Below are 14,986 nucleotides of genomic sequence, written 5' to 3' on the forward strand. Positions count from 1 at the left end.
CTTCTGTGATCTGAGCGGGGTACGGGTGGCTCAGCCCACAGCGGTCAGATGCCGTTCCCGTCGCCGGAGTTGCCCGAGTTGCCGGTGTTCCCGCCACCGCGGCCGGGGAAGCCGCGGCCGTCGGGACCCTGGTTGCCGCCGTTGTGCTGCCGGTGGATGCCGGGATGGCCGTCGCGGGGGCCGCCGCCGTGGGAGGTGGCGGCGGCGATGCCGCCGACGATGCCCCCGCCGATCAGCAGGCCGAGGAGTCCGACGCCGACGAGCTGGGTGGCGCGGTGCCCCACGAACCGCCGGAAGCCGCCGGGCTGCCGCGGGGCGGCCGCGGCGGGCGGGCCCCAGGCGCCGTAGGCCTGGCCGGGGCCGAGCTGGGAGAGCTGTGGAGTGGGTGGCGCTGGTGGTGGCTGCTGGCCGTGGGCGGCGGTCTGGTCGGCCGCTTGCGCCGCGTTCGGCAAGGAGGTGGTGCCGGTGGGGGGTTGCGCAGCGGGCTGGCCCTGCGCGGCATTCGGCAGGGCGGTGGTCCCGGCAGCGGGCTCGCCCTGCGCGGCATTCGGCAAGGCGGCGGTCCCGGCGTGGCCCTGCGCCGCGTTCGGCAGGGCAGTCGTTTCGGCCGGAGGCTGCGCGGCGGTGGGAACCGCCTGGGTCGCGGGCTCCTGGCCCGGCCCGGCAGCCTCGCCCTGCGCCGGCGGTACCGGCTGCCGCGTGGTCGGCTGGTCGGCCGCGGCCGGCGCCGTGGGCTGCTCGACGGTCGGGTCTTCCGTCCCCTCCGGGACTTCGCGCGGCTGGTCGTTCATCGTCGCTCCTGTGGTCACGGGGACGGGCGCAGTGCCCGCCCCCACCACTTCAGGGTGCGCCCCTCAGCTGTGCGGAAGCTGAAACCCACCTGTCGATCCGCCATGAGACGTCACAGGTAGAACGCCAGGAACAGCGTGATCACCCAGCTCGCGCCCAGCACCTGCAGGATGCGGTCCTTGAGCGCGATCTCCTCGGGCTCGCCCGCGATGCCGCCGTCGACGTCGACCGCGTAGCGCAGGACCGCCACCAGGAACGGGACCATCGAGATGAGCGCCCACACCGAGTTGTGCTCGGTCTGGCGGATCTCGAACGCCCACAGGCAGTACGACATGATCAGGATCGCCGCCGACGTCGCCCAGACGAACCGCAGGTAGCTGGCCGAATACTTCTTCAGCGACGAGCGGATCTTCGCGCCGGTGCGCTCGAAGAGCATGATCTCCGCGTAGCGCTTGCCGGCGACCATGAACAGCGAACCGAACGCCGTGACCAGCAGGAACCACTGCGAAAGCGCGATGCCGCCCGCGACACCGCCGGCGATCGAACGCATCAGGAAGCCCGAGCCGACGATGGCCAGGTCGACCACCGGCTGGTGCTTCAGGCCGAAGCAGTAGCCGAGCTGGACGGCCTCGTACACACCCAGCACGACGGCGAGCTGCCAGCTCGCCGCGAACGACACGCCGAGGCCGGCCAGGAAGAACACGACCGCGGCCCCGTACGCGACGGGGACCGGCACGATCCCGGCCGCGATCGGCCGGTTGCGCTTGGTCGGGTGGGCCCGGTCGGCCTCGACGTCGATGGCGTCGTTGATCAGGTAGACCGAGCTCGCTGTCAGCGAAAAGGCCACGAAGGCGATGACCGCGTCGATCAGGAGACCGGTGCGGTCGGTCGACTTCGAGAACGCGAAGAACGGGGCCGCGAAGACCAGGACGTTCTTCACCCACTGCCGGGGCCGGGCCGTCTTGATGACGCCGCCGACCAGGCCCAACGGCCCGGGGGCGGCAGTCGCCGTCGAGGTCTCCGAAGACACTTCAGTCTCCGGTGCCTCAGGAGTCACGGCCGCTTCGTCGCTGTTGCGCTGCTCGGTCGTTTCGCTCATGGGTTCTTCTTCAGCTTCCGTCGTATCAGACCACCGACGAGCCCCCCGAGAGCTGCACCGGCCAGGACGTCTGTCGGATAGTGAACGCCGAGCACGAGCCTCGAGGCCAGCATCGGCGGTACCAGGGCGGGCACCAGGTTACGCCCGGTCAATCCGGAGTAGAGCACCGCCGCCGCCGTCGTGGACGTCGCGTGCGACGACGGGAAGCTCAGCTTGCTCGGCGTGCCGACCAGAACCTCGACGCTCGGGTGGTCCGGTCGCGGCCGCCTGACCACGCGTTTCACCGCGATGGACGCGGCGTGCGCACCCACGACACCGGCCGACGCGACCAGCCAGTCCTTGCGGCGCTTCTTGTCGACGACGGCACCGAGCAAGCCCAGGCCGAACCAGCCGAGCGCGTGCTCACCGAAGTGCGACATGCCGCGCGCAGCCTTCACCGAAGCTTCACTCTTCAGAAAGCCCTGCGCCTTCGCCAGGACCGCCACCTCTCCGGTGGGCTGCCCCTTCTCAAGCATCGAGGGACCCGTCGAGCGGCGCGCCGTCGGTCAGGTGCGGGGCGATCTTGTTGTCGAACGCCGAGAGCGCCGAGCCGATGGCCATGTGCATGTCGAGGTACTTGTACGTGCCCAGCCGGCCGCCGAACAGCACGTTCTTCTCGCGCGCCTCGGTCTTGGCCAGCTCGCGGTAGGCCTCGAGCTTCTCGCGGTTGTCCGGCGTGTTGATCGGGTAGTACGGCTCGTCTTCCTCGCCCGCGAAGCGGGAGTACTCGCGGAAGATGACCGTCTTGTCCTTGGGGTAGTCCCGCTCCGGGTGGAAGTGCCGGAACTCGATGATGCGGGTGTAGGGGACTTCCTGGTCGTTGTAGTTGACGACCGAGGTGCCCTGGAAGTCACCGGTCGGCGCGACCTCGGACTCGAAGTCGACGGTGCGCCAGGTGAACCGGCCCGCCGAGTAGCCGAAGTAGCGGTCCAGCGGCCCGGTGTAGACGGTCGGGGTGCCCGCCGGGATGTGCTCGCGCACGTCGAAGTAGTCGACGTTCAGCCGGATCTCGATGTTCTCGTGCTCGGCCATCTTCTCGAGCCACGCGGTGTACCCGTTGACGGGCAGGCCCTCGTAGGTGTCGTTGAAGTACCGGTTGTCGAAGTTGTAGCGGACCGGAAGGCGCGTGATGATGTTCTCGCCGAGGTTCTTGGGGTCGTTCTCCCACTGCTTCGCGGTGTACCCGCGGATGAACGCCTCGTAGAGGGGCCGGCCGACCAGCGAGATCGCCTTCTCCTCGAGGTTCTGCGCGTTGGCGGTCTCGAACTCGGAGGACTGCTTGGCGATCAGCTCGCGGGCCTCGTCCGGGGTGTGCGACTTGCCGAAGAACTGGTTGATCAGGCCCAGGTTCATCGGGAACGAGTAGACCTGGTCCTTGACCCGCGCGAACACGCGGTGCTGGTAGTTCGTGAACTCGGTGAACCGGTTCACGTACTCCCAGACGCGCTTGTTCGAGGTGTGGAACAGGTGCGCGCCGTACTTGTGCACCTCGATCCCGGTCTCCGGGTCCGCCTCCGAGTACGCGTTGCCGCCGAGGTGGCTGCGCCGCTCGAGGATGAGGACCTTCTTGCCCAGCTCGGCCGCGGCCCGTTCGGCGACGGTCAGGCCGAAGAAACCGGACCCGACGACGACGAGGTCGTAACCTGCGAAATCGTCTTCAGTAATCTGTGCGGGGTTCGTGTGCGCGCTCACGGGCGTCGAGGGTACGGGGGTCGCTGACCCGGCTCGCACCCGACTATCACATTTCGGCCTACGACACACCTGGAAAGCAGTGCCTGCACCCGAGGACTTCTGGAGCTACTTCGCCGCCGTGGCCACTTATGTGGCCGTCCTGGCGGTGCCCGGCGGCGTCGTGGGCTGGGCCGCCGGCGTCCGCGGCTGGGCTCTGGCCGGGCTCGCGCCGCTGCTCAGCTACGCCATCACCGGCCTGGCCGGCCCGTGGCTGGCGATCGCGCACGTGCCGTACGGCCCGCTGAGCGTCGCCGCCTGCACCCTGCTGCTCGCCGGCGTGCTCCACGGCCTGCGCCGGCTCTCGATCGCGCGCGGCTGGATGACGCCGGGCGCCGAGGAGCCGCCGGAGCCGTGGACGCGCCGGGCGCACCTGGCCGTCGCGGCCTGCGTGGCGGTCGCCACCGCCGTGTCGATCGCCGTCGTGATCACCGGCCGCGGCGGGACGACCGCGGTGTTCCAGCGCTGGGACACCGTCTTCCACGCGAACGGCATCCGCTACATCGCCGACACCGGCGACGGCTCCCTGACCGGCATGGGCACCATCAACTGGTACCCGGACGGCTCGTTCTACCCGAACGCCTATCACCTGGTCGGGGCCCTGGTCTACCAGCTGTCGGGGACGTCGGTCCCGGTCACGCTCAACGCCGTCACGATGCCGATCGCCGGGCTGTTCGCGCTGGCCATGGTCGCGCTGGTGCGCCAGCTCGGCGGCCGCGCGGTGTTCGGCGCCAGCGTGGCGCTGGTCGCGGGCGGCGCGACGACGGGGGCGTACGAGTCGGTGTCGAGCGGGCTGCTGCCGTTCGCGCTCGGGATCGTGCTGACGCCGCTGGCGGTGGTCGCGCTGCAGCGGTTCGTCGTGCGGCCGGGCGTCGACACCGGCGCGGTGCTGGCGCTGAGCGCGACCGGCCTGCTCGCCGCGCACTCGAGCGCGCTGTTCGGGGCGCTGCTGTTCGCGTTCCCGCTGGTCGTGCAGCGCTGGTACCGGGCGCTGCGCGGCAAGCGCCTCGACGGCGTGCCCGAGGGGCGCCCGGCCTGGCGGGTGGTCGGCGGCGACGTCCTGCGGATGGTGCCGGTGATGGCCGCCGCGGGCGTGCTGTCCGCGCCGATGATCCTCGGCGCGATCACCTTCACGTCCGGGTCGTACCCGTACCACGCCTGGGGCTCGCACATGCCGGTGTGGAAGGCGCTGGCGATGCTGGCGACGTTCAAGCAGGTGCTGCCGGTCCCGCAGCTCTGGCTGACGGTCTTCCTCGCGGTCGGCGTGCTGACGCTGCTCGCGCTGCGGCGGATGCGCTGGGTGGTGCTCTCGGCGCTCGGGCTGTCCGCGCTGTTCGTCGTCGTCGCGTGCTTCGGCGGCGAAGACTGGGTGATCACGCTGTCGCGACCCTGGTGGAACGACCGGTTCCGGCTGATGGCGCTGGCCGCGATCCCGATGTGCCTGCTCGCCGCACACGGCATGAGCGAGGCCCAGCGCTGGGTGGCGAAGCTGGCGAGCGGACGCGCCTGGGTGCGCGCCCGGCCGTGGCTGACCGGCCGGGTCGGGCTGGCGACGGCGGTGCTGCTGGTCGTCGCGATGGGCGTGCTGACCGGCGGGTTCTACCGCGCGGCCAACGCCAAGACGGTGTCGCTGCTGTACTACAACGGCCTGCCCGGCGAGACCGTCCCGCCGGTCAGCCAGGACGAGATCGACGCGATGGAGCACCTCGGCACGCTGGGGATCCCGGCGGACCAGAAGGTGCTCAACGACCGGATGGACGGCACGGCCTGGATGTACGCGCTGACCGGCGTCCACCCGGTGGCCGGCCACTACGACGCGGGCGTCGCGCCCCCGGACGCGCTCTACCTGGCGATGCACTTCGGCGACTACGACAGCGACCCGCAGGTCCGCGCGGCCACGCAGCGGCTCAACATCCACTACGTGCTGGTCGGCAGCGGGACGATCCGCCGTGACACGCCGATCGCGCCGGGCCTGCGGCACCTCGACGGGCACGACTTCGTGCGCGAGGTGTACCGGAACCCGGGCGCGGTGATCTACCAGATCGTGCTGTAGCCGATTCAAGAAATAGCGAAGCCCTCGTGGCCGCGGCGCCCCGTGCCGCGGCCACGAGGGCCCTCCGTCCCCCAACCACCCCCGGGGTGATCTCTGGCGTCTGCAGTGATGGACGCCTGAGGGACGGCAATCGGTTTCCCGGCTAGCCGGATGTCACCCGTTCGGACCAGCGTGCAGTTCCGGCAGGACGTCGCTCGCCACCTGCTCCAGCACCGCTTCGCGGCCTTCGTAGGGCGACGACGACCGCGGCCAGTGCGCGATGACGTCGGTGAAGCCCAGCTCGCCCGCGCGGCCCGCGGCGTCGCGGAACGCCTCCACGCTGCTCAGCGAGAACACCGGCGATGCGTCCAGGCTCAGGTGGCGCTGGATGCTCGCCCGCTCGCGGCCGACCGCGTCCAGGCGCTCGTCGAAGACGTCCGTGAGCTGCTTGATGCCGGCCCACCACTCGTCCTCGGTCTTGCCGCCCCGGCCCGTCGTGACCCAGCCCGCGCCGAAGCGCGCGGCCAGCGTCATCGTGCGGGGGCCGTTCGCCGCGACCACGAACGGCAGCCGCGGGCGCTGGACCGTGCCCGGCAGGTTGCGGGCGCCGCGGGCGCGGTAGTACTCGCCCTCGAAGTCGAACTTGTCGGTCATCAGCAGGCCGTCGAGCGCCTCGACGAACTCGGTGAACCGGTCCGCGCGCTGCTTGGCCGTCAGCTCGGGGGCGCCGAGCACCGCGCCGTCGTAGTGCTGGTGGTCGACGCCCGCGCCGACGCCGAGGACGAACCGGCCGTCGGAGACGTCGTCCAGGGTGGTCAGCTCGCGCATGAACGGCACCGGGTGCCGGGCGACCGGCGACGCCACGAACGTGCCCAGCCGGATCCGGGACGTCACCATCGCCGCGGCGGTCAGGGTCGGGACCGCGGAGAACCACGGGCCGTCGACCAGGTTGCGCCAGCCCAGGTGGTCGTACGTCCACGCGTGGTCGAAGCCGTATTCCTCGGCCGCGCGCCACTTCGGCTCCGCGGCCCACCAACGATCTTCAGGGAGAATGACGATGCCTACTCGCACACTTCGGGACGCTATCGGTAACCACCGACAATCGCTCGGATGGGGAGGAGGGCACCCGAACGTGTCAGGGACAATGGCGGGGTGGAGAGACCCCAGTTGATCGCGTCCGATGTCGACGGCACCCTGCTCGGCCCCGCCGAATCGCTCAGCGCCCGCACCATCGCGACCGTCCGCCGGGCGATCGAGGCGGGCGTCCCGTTCGTGCTGGCCAGCGGTCGGCCGCCGCGGTGGATCGCGCCCGTGGCCAAGCCCCTCGGCCTGACCGGGTACGCCGTGTGCGCGAACGGCGCCGTCCTGTACGACTGCGGCCGCGAGGAGGTCGTCGCGGTGCACGGGCTGCTGCAGCCCGAGCTGCTCCACGACATCGGGCACGCGCTCGACAAGGCCGTCCCCGGCTGCCGGCTGGCCGCCGAGCGCGTCAGCACCGACGCCGACCACGAGATGCGCAGCTTCGTGATCGAGCCGAAGTACCACAACCCGTGGGGCGACGGCGAAGGCCGCACGGCGCCGCGCGCCGAGGTGCTCGGCCACCCGGCGATCAAGCTGCTGGTCAGCCACATCGGGATGTCGTCGGAGGAGATGGCGGACGCGGTGAACGCGCTGTTCGACCGCGAGGTCGACGTCACCTATTCGTCGTCGGGTGGGCTGGTGGAGCTGTCCGCGCACGGCATCACGAAGGCGACCGGCCTGGCCGACGTCGCCGAGCGGCTGGGCGTCGCGCAGGAAGGGGTGATCGCCTTCGGCGACATGCCCAACGACGTCGAGATGCTGCGCTGGGCCGGCCACGGCGTCGCGATGGAGAACGGGCACCCGCGGGCGCAGTCGGTGGCCGACGAGATCACCGGCCCGGCCGGCGAGGACGGCGTCGCGCAGGTCCTCGAGCGCTGGTTCTAGCCGATTTGTTCTAGCGCCGGTCGAGCTCGGCCGCCTCGGCCGGGGTCGGCGCGGTCCCGCCCAGGTGGGCGGGCAGCCACCAGCGCTCCTCGTCGGAGGCGGGCTGGACCGGGTAGGCGGCCTGGGCCCGGTCGAGCAGCGCGCTCATCCGGGTGCGCAGCTCCTTCGTCACGACGTCCCAGTCGTCGCCCTTGGCCGGGTGCATCGGCTCGCCGATGAGGATCGAGATCGGCACGTGCCGGCGGGTCAGGTCCTTGGGCCGGCCCTTCGTCCACAGCCGCTGCGTGCCCCACAGGGCCATCGGCACGACCGGGACGTTCGCCGCCGCGGCCATCCGGACCGCGCCCGACTTGATCTCCTTGACGGTGAACGACCGGCTGATCGTCGCCTCCGGGAAGACGCCGACGACCTCGCCGGCCTGCAGCTTCCCGAGCGCCTCGCGGTAGGAGGCCAGGCCGGCCGAGCGGTCGACGGAGATGTGGTGCATCCCGCGCATCAGCGGCCCGGCGATCCGGTTGTCGAAGATCTCCTTCTTCGCCATGAACCGCGTCAGCCGCTTGGCCGGGCGCGCGCCGAGGCCGCAGAAGATGAAGTCCAGGTAGCTCACGTGGTTGCAGGCGATGACCGCACCGCCGTGGCGCGGGATGTGCTCCGCGCCCTCGATCGTGATGCGGTTGTCCAGTACCCGGAACATCGTCCGGGCCGCCGCGATCACGGGCGGGTACACGAGGTCAGCCATCGCGCCAGGTTACGGGACCGTAGGTTCTTGGCGACCGTTCAAGCGGTGAAGGCCACAAACCGGGCGAAGCTCACGCCGAATGAACGACCACTAGGCTTTCGGCGTGGGGACAGTGATCGAATCGCCCGTACGACGAGCCGGCCACCGAGTCGCGGTGTACCTGGGCCTGGCCACGGTGACCCTGCTCAACCTCATCTCCTACGCCCCCGTGCAGCCGAACGCGCACGAGAAGGCGTGGGGCGACGCCGTCGAGTACTACGCGATGTCGGTGCAGACCGGCGCCCGGGTCGACAACCCGTTCGCGCTGCGGATGCTCAGCCCGTGGCTCGTCCACACCGTCAACCGGTTCACCGGTATCTCGCTGGACTCGGTGTGGCTGGGGTTCACGTTCGTGCTGACCCTGGCCGCGGCGATCGTCTTCTTCGAGTTCCTCTGGGTCCGCCTGAACCTGCGGCTGTACACCTCGGCGCTCGCCGCGGTCGCGCTGGCCTGCACGTTCTGGTACGCGCCGTACGCGTTCAGCAACCCGTACCTGGTCGACCCGCTGAACAACCTGCTCTACCTGCTCGCGCTGTGGCTGCTGTTCGACCGGCGGCTGATCTGGTTCGCCGCGGTGATCGTCGTCGGCGCGATCAACAAGGAGACGACGCTGCTGCTCGCGCCGCTGTACCCGCTGGCGGCGTGGACGCGGTCGCGGTCGCTGCGGGACAAGCAGGTCATCGGCGGGCTGGTCGCCGTGGTCGTGGCGGGCGGGCTTTACTTCGCGTTCCGGCTGTGGGCCCAGGCGCTGATCGGCGGCGACTACGGGTTCGGCGCCGGACAGGCCAACAGCGGCCTGCTGGGCAACATCCGGTTCGCCCTGTCGTCGAACAAGGGCGTGGACCAGGCCGCGCTGTACAGCACGTTCAGCTTCTTCTGGCTGATCTTCGCCTACGGCCTCTACCGCGAATACCGGCGCAGCGGCACCAAGAGCCTGCTGCTGGTGTCCAGCGTCTGGCTGGGCCTGTGCTGCCTCGCCGGGCGGCTGGTCGCCACGGACACCCAGCGCGTCTTCGTGATGATGGCGCCGCTGGTCCTCGGGCTGGTCGCGGTCGTGCTCGACGAGCACCGCGGCGAAGCCCGGCGCATCTGGGTCGGCGTGGTGTTCTTCCTCTACCTCGCCGTGAACTACAAGCTGGCGTCGTCGTCGACGATCTTCCTGGTCGGCTTGGCCGGGCTGCTCGTGTTCGTGCTGCTCGAGGTGCCGCCGTTCTGGCCGAAGCCGGCGCCGAGGCCGGTTCCGTCGGCCGACGACGGCCCGCCGACCGAGGAGTTCCTCCCCCACCGCGGTTCGCTCGACCGCGACTGAGGCAGCGCCGCCAGGACGAGCGCGAGCAGGAGCGTGAACAGCGCGACGGACTGGTGCTTCACGCCCTCGATGCCGTCGCCGAGGGCCGCGGTGCCGAACTGCGTCAGCGAGACGGCGAGCAGGAACGCCAGCACGACACCCAGCGGACCGCGGCGCTGGACCCACGCCCTGACCAGCACGAACAGCCAGATCGGCACCAGCGCGAACAAGCCGAGCGGGCTGATCAGGCGGGTCAGCCACGACACGACCGGCACCCGGTACTCCTGCGCGTGCGGCGCGAAGCCGGCCTCCTGGTCGAAGCTGCCGAGGTAGTCCGGGCGGGCGGTCAGCTGGTCGGTCGCGGCGCGGTCCAGCACTTCGAGCGTCCGGCCGGGGTGGCTCGCGAAGAAGCCCAGGACGTTCTCGCGGGTCATCTTGTCGCGGTAGCCGGGGTAGAGCGGGTCCAGCGTCACCGGGTGCGGGTGCCACCAGCCGTTGCCCGCGTACTGGGCGAACGACGGCGGCAGGCCGAGCGCGGCGAGGTCGGCCTGGGTGTCGTGCCGGCCGTCGACGATGTTCAGGAAGACCGAGTTGACCATGTTGATCTCGCGCGAGTCGTCGCCGGGGAACGCGGTGTACGTGCCGTCGGGCGCGCGGGCGGGTTCGACGCTCTGCTGCGCGAACAGCGTCACGGCGCCGAGGGCCCCGATGACCAGCGCCGCGGCCGCCCACCGCTTCGCCCCGCGCAGCGCGCCCGGCCGGACGAGCAGCACCGCGAGCGCGAGGATCGGCAGGATGATCAGCGTCTGGACCTTGGCGTTGACCGCCAGGACGCCGCCGGCGAACGTCACCGCCATCCCCGCGTAGCTCCACCGGCCCTCGCGCGCGGTCAGCAGCAGGCCGCCGGCGATCAGCAGCAGGCCGAGGAAGGCCGCGCCTTCGCCGAGGATCGCCGCGAAGTAGCCGAAGAACGCCGAGTCGGCGACGACCAGCAGGAGCCCGGCCGCCGCAGCCAGCCGGACGCGGAAGGGGTACGGCAGGCCCAGCACGATCGCCGTCACGGCCGCCGCGGCGATGATGCTGCTCAGCAGGCCCAGCACGACCAGGCTCAGCGTCGTGGGGAACCCGGCCAGCCGGGCGAGCCCGACGGACGCCTCGGCCAGCCAGCTCTGCGTCAGCAGGTAGGTGGGCCGGCACGGCGGCGCGCCCGGCGCGGCGGTGTAGGCGAGGTGGACGAACGGCTCGGGCAAGCCCTTCCAGGTGATCCCGGCGCCGCAGAGCACGCGGCCGCCGTCGCCGTTGTTCGACATCGCGATCGGCCGCGGCACCAGGAACCGGACCACGAAGAGCAGGAGCGACGTCCCGAAGACCCCGATCCCGAGCCGGGCTTCGGCACCCAGGCGCGCTTTCGGGACGTCGAGCTTCACGAAGGACAGGGTACGTAGCGGAAGTCCGGGCTCCGGTCCAGGTCCGTGACCACCGACTTCGCCTGCTCCGCGCGCGGGTAGACCGAGACCCAGTAGGGCGTGCCGAGGCGGCGGAAGGTGGCGACCTCGTACTTGCCCGCGTAGACCGGGTCGATCACGCAGTGCTGGCGGTCGGCGTAGCCGCTGTCGGCGGGCACGGCGACGGTCGGGCGGCGGCCGTTGACGACGTAGTCGTAGTCGGTCGCGACGCCGTCGGCGTGCCGGCCGTCACGGGCGATGTGGTCGTCGGTGCGGCCGAGGACGTCGACGATGAGCAGCTGGCCACCGTTGGCGGCGAGCGCGCCGGGCGCGGCGGCGCTGACGACCGACCCGGGCGGCAGGTACTGGCCGAGCCAGCCGCCGATCGCGCTGAGCTCGTCGCCGTGCGCGCGCCAGTCGCGCACGCGGTCGAGCATGTCGGGGCTGAACACCGAGACGAGCACGGCGATGCCGGCGAGCCCGCAGGCCGTCACCGGCACCAGCCGCGTCGCGGCGGCCCACGCCCTCGGCCGCGGGGACGGCTTCGCCTCGGCGTCCACGGTCAGCACGCCGTAGGTGGCGACGCTCGCGACGGCGATCAGCGGCGGCACGGGGGCCAGCACCCGCCACGCCGGCCCGGGGTCGCCGCCGATCAGCACCGCGGCGGCCGCGAGCCCCACCGCCATCGCGAAGAGCAGCCAGATCAGCGTGCGGGCCTCGGCGGCGTCGGTGCGACGCAGCAGCAGCGCGACCGCGGCGACCAGGCCGAGCAGCAGGAAACCCTGGTGCGCCAAGGCGAACCCGGACAGGTACGGCCAGCCGGCGTCGACCTGCGAGCCGAGCGGACCGCCGAGCTTCGCGGCCAGCGGCGCCGGGAGGAAGTGCTGGTAGAACGTCGCGCGCCAGGCCAGCCGCGGGATCAGGAACACGAGCGCGCCCAGCAGGTACCCGACCGGCGCCCACCAGCTGTGCTTCTTCTTCAGCGCGGCCCCGACCAGCCAGAGGCCGGCGAGCACGCCGGCCACCAGGCCCTCCGGGCTGGTCATCACGGCGAACGCGACGAGCACCCCGGCGACCACCGGCCGGCGCGCCACGAGCGAGTAGCAGACGGCGAGCAGCAGCAGGACGAACAACGCGACCTCGGAGCCGGACGGCCCGTAGACGGCGAGGCCGCCGGCGCTCGCGGTGAGCACCGCGGCGGCGACGCCGATCGCCGGGCGCGGCTCGGCACCGGCCGGGGCGGCCGCCGCGACGATCCGGTTGACCAGGAAGCAGGAGAGCAGGACGCAGCCGAGCGCGGCGACGACCCCGAACACGACGGCGGCCGTCCGGACGTCGGCGCCGAACGCGGCCCGCGGGAGGGCGATCAGGACCAGCCAGAGGAAGTTCGTGTAGCCCTCGACTCGTTCACCGGGGTTGAACACCGGGCCGTTCCCGTCGGCGATGTTCTGCGCGTAGCGGAACGACACGAGCGCGTCTTCGGTGACGGTGGCGAACAGCAGCTGGTGCAGCAGCGAAAGGCCGAGCGTGAGGGCGAGGACGAAGCCGCGCCAGCCGCGGTCGGTGTCGAGGCGTCCCCAGGTCAGCACCACGATCGCGGCGAGGACCAGCCACGCCACCACGACCGCGTAGACCACCCGGCCCCCTCGTGAAGATCGCTCCGCCCGGCGTCAGTCAAGCAGGGAAACGCACTGGTCAATATAACCCGTTCGGGTATCGCGACGGAGTGTCGCGTTCGGACTCCAACCCCCGGGACCGCTCACTGATCATCGGCGGCTTAGTCTCCAGCGTGCTCTCCGTGTGCGTTGCCATTGCCGTCATCGCCGTCCCGGGCCTGCTGACCGGCCTCGCCGTGGGACTGCGCGGCTGGGCCCTGGCCGGGTTGGCACCGTTGCTGAGCTACGCGATCGGCGGCCTGACCGGCCCGTGGACGGCGGCGATCGGGTGGTCGTTCACCCCGCTGACGTACGCCCTTTCGACGCTCGTGTTCGCCGCGATCGCTTATGGTGTCCGGAAACTGACGGTCCGCCGCTGGGCGCCCGAGCCGGAACCCGGGCTGTGGGACCGTCGCGGGCACCTCGCGGTGGGCGCGTGCCTGCTGTTCGGGGCGGCGGTGGGCTTCTACGCGACGCTGCGCGGGCTGGGCCACATCGGCGCGCTGCCGCAGGGTTTCGACGCGGTGTACCACGGCAACGCCGTCCGCTACATCGCCGACACCGGCGACGGCGGCCTGTTCGGCACGGGGCACGTGAACTGGTACGGCGACGCGCTGCCGGTGTTCTACCCCAACGCCTACCACCTGCTGGCGTCGGTGACTTACCGCCTGAGCGGGGGGTCGATCCCGGCAACACTCGACGCGAACACGCTGCTGCTGCCGGGTTTGCTGGCGTTGTCGTTGGTGACGCTGGTCCGCGAGTTCCGCGGGCGCGCAGTGTTCGCGGGCGCGGTGGCGCTGACGGCGGTGGCGCCGGTGATGGGCGTCTACGAGTCGATGGACCGCGGGCCGCTGCTGCCGTTCGCGCTCGGTGTGACGCTGACACCGCTGGCGGCGGTGGCGTTGCGGCGGTACCTGGATCGGGTCGCACCGGACACGGGGTTCGTGCTGCTGCTCACGGCGGTGGGGTTGCTGTGCATCCATTCGTCGACGCTGTTCGGCGGGATCCTGTTCGCGGGACCGGTGCTGGTGCAGCGCTGGTTGTCGTCGTGGCGGCGGATCGGGCGTGACCTGCTGGCGCTGCTGCCGATCGCGGTGGTGTCGTTGCTGGTGGCCTGGCTGCAGTTGTTCGGAGCGCTGGGCCTGGCCACGGGCGACGTCCCGTACTTCGGCTGGCCGAGCGAGTGGCGCGCGTCGACGGCGTTGGGTGCGTTGCTGAGTTTCCAGCACTTCGAGGCGCACCCGCAGGTGTGGCTGTCAGTGGCGTTGTTCCTGGGGATCGTGTTCTTCACGCGGGCGGGGGCGTTGCGCTGGATCGGCCTGACGGCGGCGGTGACGGGCCTGGCGTACATGGTGGTGGCGTCGTCGAACGCGCCGTGGGTGATGGCCCTGTCCCGCCCGTGGTGGGACGACCCGTACCGCTTCTTTTCGATGGCGGCGATTCCGCTGTGCGTGCTGGCGGCGCACGGGTTGGCGTCGACGCAGGCGTGGCTGCGCGAGCGGTTGCCCTCGCGCGTGCCAGCGGTGGCGGTCGCGGTGGTGGTGCTGCTGGGTTTCGTGGTGCTGTCGAACGGGTTGTACTTCCGCTCGAATGGAGCCCGCGTGTACACGGGCTACCAGGCGGCGGACCCTTCGCAGTTGCACGTGACGCCGGGCGAGGAAGCGGCGATGGTGGAGCTGGGCAAGCTGGCGGCCCCGGGCGAGTGGGCGATGAACGACCGCTTCGACGGAACGGCGTGGACGTACGCGCTGTCGGGGGTCCGGACGGTGGCGGCGCATTACGACCAGACATTGCCGCCTTCGGACGCGCGGTTGCTGGCGGAGCGGTTTCACGACTACGACACGGACCCGGCGGTCCGGGCGGCGGTTCAGCGGTTGAACGTGCGGTGGGTGATTTTGGGGGTGCCGTTGCCGGCGCCGGCGGAGCCTTATCAGCCGGGGTTGGTGGGGTTGGCGGGGAAGCCGTTTTTGAAGGAGGCGTGGCGCAATTCGGACGCGGTGATCTACCGGCTGGTGCCTTGAGTTGTCCACATGTGCGTAGAGGCTGTGGACAACTTGGGGACAGCTGGTGGACAACTCCGGCCGAGCCCGGGCACGTACCCGCTGACCAGGCGCTATTAGCTGAAGTGAGGTTCTCGGACCGCCTCGGAGGCGCCCGTCGGGCAGAGG

11 protein-coding genes are annotated in these 14,986 nt (G+C 71.2%); 3 read left to right on the forward strand and 8 right to left on the reverse strand.

What is annotated here, in order from left to right:
• Positions 1-44: 44 nt before the first annotated feature.
• The 4 genes from ACIRSS_RS32555 to glf form a co-directional block, all read right to left on the reverse strand.
• Positions 45-791: a hypothetical protein gene (locus ACIRSS_RS32555; RefSeq protein WP_400901506.1), complete on the reverse strand. Its 747-nt coding sequence runs from the start codon at positions 789-791 to the stop codon at positions 45-47.
• A gap of 110 nt (positions 792-901) precedes the next feature.
• The gene (locus tag ACIRSS_RS32560; RefSeq protein ID WP_400901508.1) at positions 902-1,888 is read right to left on the reverse strand and encodes a decaprenyl-phosphate phosphoribosyltransferase; all 987 of its coding nucleotides are present in this window, start codon (positions 1,886-1,888) and stop codon (positions 902-904) included.
• Positions 1,885-2,403, reverse strand: a complete 519-nt coding sequence (locus tag ACIRSS_RS32565; protein ID WP_086677332.1) for a phosphatase PAP2 family protein — start codon at positions 2,401-2,403, stop codon at positions 1,885-1,887. The genes ACIRSS_RS32560 and ACIRSS_RS32565 overlap by 4 nt, the downstream gene beginning before the upstream one ends.
• A complete protein-coding gene (gene glf, locus ACIRSS_RS32570; RefSeq protein ID WP_400901511.1) occupies positions 2,396-3,619 on the reverse strand; it encodes a UDP-galactopyranose mutase in 1,224 nt (407 codons plus the stop codon). Before glf ends, ACIRSS_RS32565 begins: the two co-directional genes overlap by 8 nt.
• Before the next feature lie 79 nt (positions 3,620-3,698).
• Between glf and ACIRSS_RS32575 the strand changes: the two genes are divergently transcribed.
• Positions 3,699-5,708, forward strand: coding sequence for a DUF6541 family protein (locus ACIRSS_RS32575; protein ID WP_400901513.1), 2,010 nt, complete (start codon positions 3,699-3,701; stop codon positions 5,706-5,708).
• Between the two features lie 153 nt (positions 5,709-5,861).
• Here the strand turns inward: ACIRSS_RS32575 and ACIRSS_RS32580 are convergent, their stop codons facing one another.
• Positions 5,862-6,758 (reverse strand): LLM class flavin-dependent oxidoreductase, encoded by an 897-nt coding sequence (locus ACIRSS_RS32580; RefSeq protein ID WP_400901515.1) that lies wholly within the window; start codon positions 6,756-6,758, stop codon positions 5,862-5,864.
• A 96-nt stretch (positions 6,759-6,854) separates the two neighbouring features.
• Between ACIRSS_RS32580 and ACIRSS_RS32585 the strand changes: the two genes are divergently transcribed.
• Positions 6,855-7,652, forward strand: coding sequence for an HAD family hydrolase (locus ACIRSS_RS32585; protein ID WP_400901959.1), 798 nt, complete (start codon positions 6,855-6,857; stop codon positions 7,650-7,652).
• Positions 7,653-7,662: 10 nt separating this feature from the next.
• Here ACIRSS_RS32585 and ACIRSS_RS32590 read toward each other — a convergent pair whose 3' ends face one another.
• The 3 genes from ACIRSS_RS32590 to ACIRSS_RS32600 form a co-directional block, all read right to left on the reverse strand.
• Positions 7,663-8,391 (reverse strand): lysophospholipid acyltransferase family protein, encoded by a 729-nt coding sequence (locus ACIRSS_RS32590; protein ID WP_400901517.1) that lies wholly within the window; start codon positions 8,389-8,391, stop codon positions 7,663-7,665.
• A 1,167-nt stretch (positions 8,392-9,558) separates the two neighbouring features.
• Positions 9,559-11,145 carry a hypothetical protein gene (locus ACIRSS_RS32595; RefSeq protein WP_400901519.1) on the reverse strand — a complete coding sequence of 529 codons (1,587 nt, stop codon included), beginning with the start codon at positions 11,143-11,145 and terminating at the stop codon, positions 9,559-9,561.
• Complete coding sequence (locus tag ACIRSS_RS32600; protein ID WP_400901521.1) at positions 11,142-12,800, reverse strand: hypothetical protein; 1,659 nt, start codon at positions 12,798-12,800, stop codon at positions 11,142-11,144. Before ACIRSS_RS32600 ends, ACIRSS_RS32595 begins: the two co-directional genes overlap by 4 nt.
• A 152-nt stretch (positions 12,801-12,952) precedes the next feature.
• Here ACIRSS_RS32600 and ACIRSS_RS32605 point away from each other — a divergent pair, with 152 nt between their 5' ends.
• Positions 12,953-14,839: a DUF6541 family protein gene (locus tag ACIRSS_RS32605; protein ID WP_400901523.1), complete on the forward strand. Its 1,887-nt coding sequence runs from the start codon at positions 12,953-12,955 to the stop codon at positions 14,837-14,839.
• Positions 14,840-14,986 lie beyond the last annotated feature (147 nt).

It is taken from the genome of Amycolatopsis sp. NPDC101161 (genome assembly GCF_044768185.1).
Taxonomy (GTDB): Bacteria; Actinomycetota; Actinomycetes; order Mycobacteriales; family Pseudonocardiaceae; genus Amycolatopsis.